Genomic DNA, 4,677 nt, shown 5'->3' with positions numbered 1-4,677 from the left:
CGACATCAGGAATTGACCCCCTTTACTGGCTGGACGTTTCGTTGGGTTCAAGCGCCGCTCCGGTCTTCTGCAGAAGGCCGGAGCGGCGCTTTTCGCGAAGCCGGTAGCTGTCGCCCCGGATAGTGATGACCGCGGAATGATGAAGCAAGCGGTCCAGGATCGCCGTGGCGACGACGGGGTCCCCGAAGACACCTCCCCATTCGCCGACGGATCTGTTTGAGGTGATCAGGATCGAGCCCTTCTCATAGCGCCGGGACACCAACTGGAAGAACAGGTGGGCGGCATTGGCCTCGAAGGGCAGATAGCCCAATTCATCGATGATCAGCAGTTTCGGCCGCGACAGAAGCGTCAACTGCTTGTCGAGCAAGCCGTCGCTATGGGCCTTGGCCAACGTCGCCACCAACGTCGCCGCCGTGATGAACTGCACGTTGTAGTTCTGGCGGATCGCCTCGCGGCCGAGGCTGACGGCAAGATGCGTCTTACCCGTTCCGGGAGGGCCAAGGAGCAAGAGCGTGTCGCCATGCGCAATCCAGCGGCAGGTCGCAAGCTCCCGGATCTGCCCTTGATCCAGCGAAGGCTGGGCATCGAAGTCGAAGCCATCCAGCTCGCGTACGAAGGGGAACTGGGCGATCTTGCTCGACATGGAGATACGGCGCTCATCACGCCGGGCGATCTCCCGCGATACCAGGAAGCCCAGAGCCTCGCGCAGGTTCATCTTCGAGCGAGCCGCCTCGTCGAGCAGCGTGTCGAGCTGGTCGCGGATCGCCGTCAGCTTCAGCCGGTCGAGCGTTGCGATGAGCAGGTCATGGTCCACGTTCGTCATCACCAGCCTCCTCCGACAACGGCTTCATATTCCGCAAGCGGCCGCAGCAGCGCCGCGGGCGCGATCTCGATCGGCGCCAGGCGCACGGGTCCCTCGACACCGGCAATGCCGACAAAATGGGATCGGTCGACAATCCGTTGCCGTCGCCCTCGGTTCAGGGCATGGTCGGCCACAACCTGGCCCGCATGGCGAATGATCACGCGACCGGCCAGCACCACGACCTGGACACTCTCGCCGATCAGGCGCCAGGGCACCGAATAGCTGTTCGTGTCGAGATCGATGGCGCAGTCGGCCTGAACCTTGCGGACCAGATCCCGCAACTGCCCGAACGCAGCCCTGCCGGAAAGCGGACGTAGCGCCCCGGCCTCCGCAGCAAAGCGTTCCGCCGGCGCAACACCGGTGGTGCCGTGTTCCCGCTGGTCGGCAACCTCGCGCGTCCACCGATCCAAATGCGCCTCGAATGCCGCCCAGGTCTCGAAGCGGCGGCCGGCGATCGCGTTCTTCTTGACATAGCCGACTCCGCGCTCGTCCTTGCCCTTCTTTCAAGTCCAGGACTGCAGTTCGTACTGACACTCAAGCGCGCATAAAGTTCGAGGTCACGCACCCGTTCCATCCGTGGCGCGGCCAGCGCTTCGTGCTGTCGACACGCAAACAGAACTGGGGCGAAGACCGCGTCATGTTCTACGACGCTCAAGGACGGTTGCGTTCGCTGCCGGCCTCGTGGACCGATGTTAATGAGGCCGACCTGTTCAGTCAGGTTGCTGCAGGTCGGTCCTTCTCCCGCCCAGACGATCTGTCGGCGCTGGCGTCATTGATTGATCGCATTAAGAGCCGTCAGGAAGAGTGACGAACGTCAAGTAAATTACGCCGCGCATGTAAGGATAATTATGCCGAGCGCGCGATGCCATTGATTATGAACAATGGAATTTTGCCAATTCTTATAGAGTGGTAGCGGATATGGAGATATAATTTAGTTGACGCGCGATCTGAGTGCGGCATAATTTGACTTACACAAGGGAGGCTCCCATGACCAAAGAAAGCAAGCCCGATCGCCTGCGCCAGATGGGCGCTCTGAACCCCAAGCCCGAGGGCGTCCGCGCCCCTTGGTTCCGGGAATCCGGTTTCTTTGATCCGCTCGATCTCGTGCAAGTGAAGTATGAGATGCTTCGGCACGCCCGCGAAGACGGCACCAACAAAGCGGACGCGGCCGCGCTTTTCGGGCTGTCTCGGCAGACCTACTATCAAGCGGAGGCCGCGTTCGAGCGCGATGGCATGTCCGGCCTCTTGCCGCGCACCCGCGGGCCGAAGTCAGCCCACAAGCTTACTGGCGAGGTGATGCGTCTCGTCGAGGAACATCTCGATGCGAACGGCCAACTGCAGGCCCGCTCTCTGGCGGACCTGGTGCATGCGAGACTGGGCATCAGCGTCCATCCTCGCAGCATCGAACGCGCGGTAGCGCGTAAAAAAAAACGATGAAGAGCCGACGCACGCAATCGCCATGTCGGAGAGCGGCAAGGATATTTACGAAGCTCTCCGCGCCGATGTTATTTGCGGCACGGCTTGCGCGAGGCGCATGGGTGCCATCGTCTTTCACGGACTGTGGCGCGGCTTGGCAGTGCTGATCGCACCGCATCAATCCGCGGTAGCGCGACAGCAGTCAGCGCCTCGGTTCAAGACAACTTCAGTGGTCGCGCACGACCGCCAGCTCGTGCACATGCTCGCCAATATGGTGCTGGCAGCAGAGACAGGAGGAAGCCATGTCTACTGATAATGCCATGAAGATTAGTGCCGATCACCTGCGGCGCGATGCATTTCTCTACGTCCGCCAATCCTCCCTTCGTCAGGTGTTCGAGAACACCGAGAGCACGAAACGGCAATATGCATTACGAGACCGCGCGGTCGCTCTGGGTTGGCCGATTGAGCGCGTCCACGTCATCGACAACGATCTCGGCCTTTCCGGCGCACAGTCGCAGGAGCGCGATGGATTTCAGCGCTTGGTGACCGAGGTCGCGATGGGGCACGCAGGCATCGTGCTGGGGCTGGAAGTATCTCGCCTGGCTCGCAACAATGCTGACTGGCATCGCCTTCTTGAGTTGGCCGCCATGTCGCGCACGCTCATCATGGATGAAGATGGTATCTACGACGCGGCGTCGTTCAACGATCGTATGCTGCTCGGCCTGAAGGGCACGATGAGCGAGGCCGAACTCCACATCCTGAAGTCTCGGCTGCAAGGCGGCATTCTCAACAAGGCGCGTCGTGGCGAGCTCGAGTTGCCGTTGCCGATCGGACTGGTCTACACGCCTGATATGCGCGTGGTGCTCGACCCGGATCGCCAGATCCAGGACACGGTGCGCATGCTGTTCGATACCTTCCGGGAGGTGGGCTCAGCCTGTGCGGTCGTGCGCCGCCTGCGTAACGAGAAGATCCTGTTTCCCCGTCGTATCCGTCGCGGCATCGGCAAGGGCGACGTGCTGTGGAGCGAGATCGACCACTCTCGCGTGATCCAGATTTTGCACAATCCACGATACGCTGGTGCTTTCGCATACGGACGCACACGCACGATCTACAATGCCAAGCTTAAGTCCGTACAGCAGAAGATGCCGAGGTCCGACTGGCAGGTGCTCATCCCTCAGGCCCATGAAGGCTACATCTCGTGGGACGAGTTCGAGCGCAATCAAACAAGTCTCGAACAAAATGCAGTCGGTTTTTCTCCGGGCCTGCGGGGTCGTATGCCTCGCCAAGGCAACGGCTTATTGCAAGGAAGAGTTTTGTGCGGTCGTTGCGGCGCTCGCATGCGGGTCCATTATGAACAGTTCGAGGGCAATCTTCGTCCCTATTACATCTGCAACGAGGCCGTCGTGCGCCACGCGGGCAAGGCTTGCCAATGGGCAAGAGGACCAGCGATCGATGAAGCGGTCAGCGCGTTGCTACTCGAAGCAATGGCACCGACGGCGATAGAGGTCGCGCTTGCGGTGCAGGAGGAGATCTCGCAACGTGTCGAACAAGCCGCCTCGCTGCGCGACAAGCAGTTACAGCGCGCCCGGTATGAGGCTGAACTCGCACGCCGCCGCTATCTGAAGGTCGATCCCGACAACCGCTTGGTTGCCGATGCACTCGAAGCGGACTGGAATGGCAAGCTACGCGACCTCGATACGCTTCAGCGCGAACATGAGCGTCAGAACGAGACAGACCAGTCATTGCTGGACGGCGCTATGCAGGAACGGATCCGAGCGCTGGCCGCAGATTTTCCGCGCATCTGGAACAACAAGCGCACGAGCCCGGTCGAGCGTAAACGCATGCTTGGCCTCCTCATCGAAGACGTGACACTGCTGGTCGACGAGCAGATCAACATGCACATACGCTGGCGCGGAGGTCGCACGCAAAGCCTGGCAGTAGCTCGTCCCCGGCCCATGGCCGTGATCCGCAAGACCCCGGAAGCGGTTGTGGCACTGATCAACGAACTGCTGGAGACCGACAACGACCAGCAGATTGCCAGTCGTCTCAACGCACTCGGGCATCGTAACTGGCGCGGTGAGGCTTTTACCCTGAAGAAAGTCATGCTCGTTCGTCGTGCCTATGGGCTGAAGACCCGGTTCGAACGGTTGCGCGAGAGCGGCATGCTAACTGGCGAGGAAGTGGCTCGTCGATTTGGCGTAAGCGCCACAACCGTACACCAACTCGGACGCGATGGCGTTCTCAAGCGCCATCGCTACGCTACCAACCACCGCTACCTGTATGAGCCACCGGGCAACGTCAGACTCGCAAAAGGCGTCGGCGGCCGCTATGGTAGCCGCCAACCCCGGTTAATGGACGCTCAACAAATCCAACAAGGTGCATCGTGATGTCTGCTCCTT

General features: G+C 60.8%; 5 protein-coding genes and 1 pseudogene. 4 read left to right on the top strand and 2 right to left on the bottom strand.

The features are described 5' to 3' along the window. Nucleotides 1-22: 22 nt before the first annotated feature. Both istB and ACTJKL_RS31915 read right to left on the bottom strand, forming a co-directional pair. Nucleotides 23-823 carry an IS21-like element helper ATPase IstB gene (gene istB / locus ACTJKL_RS31920; protein ID WP_318899042.1) on the bottom strand — a complete coding sequence of 267 codons (801 nt, stop codon included), beginning with the start codon at nt 821-823 and terminating at the stop codon, nt 23-25. Then, a pseudogene (locus ACTJKL_RS31915) lies at nt 823-1,362 on the bottom strand (Mu transposase domain-containing protein); the annotation flags it as partial. The gene istB and the pseudogene ACTJKL_RS31915, both read right to left, overlap by 1 nt. 44 nt (nt 1,363-1,406) lie before the next feature. Between ACTJKL_RS31915 and ACTJKL_RS31910 the strand changes: the two are divergent. The 4 genes from ACTJKL_RS31910 to ACTJKL_RS31895 all read left to right on the top strand — a co-directional run bounded on the left by ACTJKL_RS31910 (nt 1,407) and on the right by ACTJKL_RS31895 (nt 4,665). Then, on the top strand, nt 1,407-1,670 hold the full coding sequence (locus tag ACTJKL_RS31910) for a DUF5372 family protein (protein ID WP_086017922.1): 264 nt from the start codon (nt 1,407-1,409) through the stop codon (nt 1,668-1,670). Nucleotides 1,671-1,849: 179 nt separating this feature from the next. Next, nucleotides 1,850-2,299 carry a helix-turn-helix domain-containing protein gene (locus ACTJKL_RS31905; protein ID WP_088199677.1) on the top strand — a complete coding sequence of 150 codons (450 nt, stop codon included), beginning with the start codon at nt 1,850-1,852 and terminating at the stop codon, nt 2,297-2,299. Nucleotides 2,300-2,396: 97 nt separating this feature from the next. Continuing rightward, complete coding sequence (locus ACTJKL_RS31900) at nt 2,397-2,591, top strand: hypothetical protein (protein WP_440854727.1); 195 nt, start codon at nt 2,397-2,399, stop codon at nt 2,589-2,591. Next, entirely contained in the window at nt 2,581-4,665 is a 2,085-nt protein-coding gene (locus ACTJKL_RS31895) for a recombinase family protein (RefSeq protein ID WP_100675141.1), read from the top strand. Before ACTJKL_RS31900 ends, ACTJKL_RS31895 begins: the two co-directional genes overlap by 11 nt. Nucleotides 4,666-4,677: the final 12 nt, after the last annotated feature.

This window comes from Sinorhizobium sp. 22678 (assembly GCF_052044265.1).
GTDB classification, from domain to species: Bacteria; Pseudomonadota; Alphaproteobacteria; order Rhizobiales; family Rhizobiaceae; genus Sinorhizobium; species Sinorhizobium meliloti_A.
The sequence above is the reverse complement of the archived record's forward strand: the minus strand, read 5'-3'. Positions and strand labels throughout refer to the sequence as shown.